Source organism: Streptomyces sp. ADMS (assembly GCF_033441795.1).
In the GTDB taxonomy this organism is placed as follows: domain Bacteria; phylum Actinomycetota; class Actinomycetes; order Streptomycetales; family Streptomycetaceae; genus Streptomyces.
The window spans coordinates 1-209 of the sequence record NZ_JAVFVX010000674.1; the positions used below are offsets into that span (position 1 = coordinate 1).

Below are 209 nucleotides of genomic sequence, written 5' to 3' on the forward strand. Positions count from 1 at the left end.
TTGGCCGACCGCGGGTGGCAGACCGACGACACCGCCATGTACCTCTACCAGCGTTCACCGGACGGGCACGCCTATTTCGCTCTGCGCAAGGGCCACCTCGACGACTCCATGGAGTTGCAGGGCGAAGGGCCGGCGCAGTGGACGATGTACGGCTGCGTGGACCACGTCAACGGCGAACGCTGGCACGCCGACTTCACCAGCGCCACCCC

At 67.5% G+C, this 209-nt stretch carries 1 protein-coding gene; it reads left to right on the top strand.

Going from position 1 to position 209, the window contains the following annotated elements; genetic code table 11:
* On the top strand, positions 1–209 hold a 209-nt coding region (locus RB628_RS42440; RefSeq protein ID WP_318325884.1), incomplete at both ends, for a DUF317 domain-containing protein.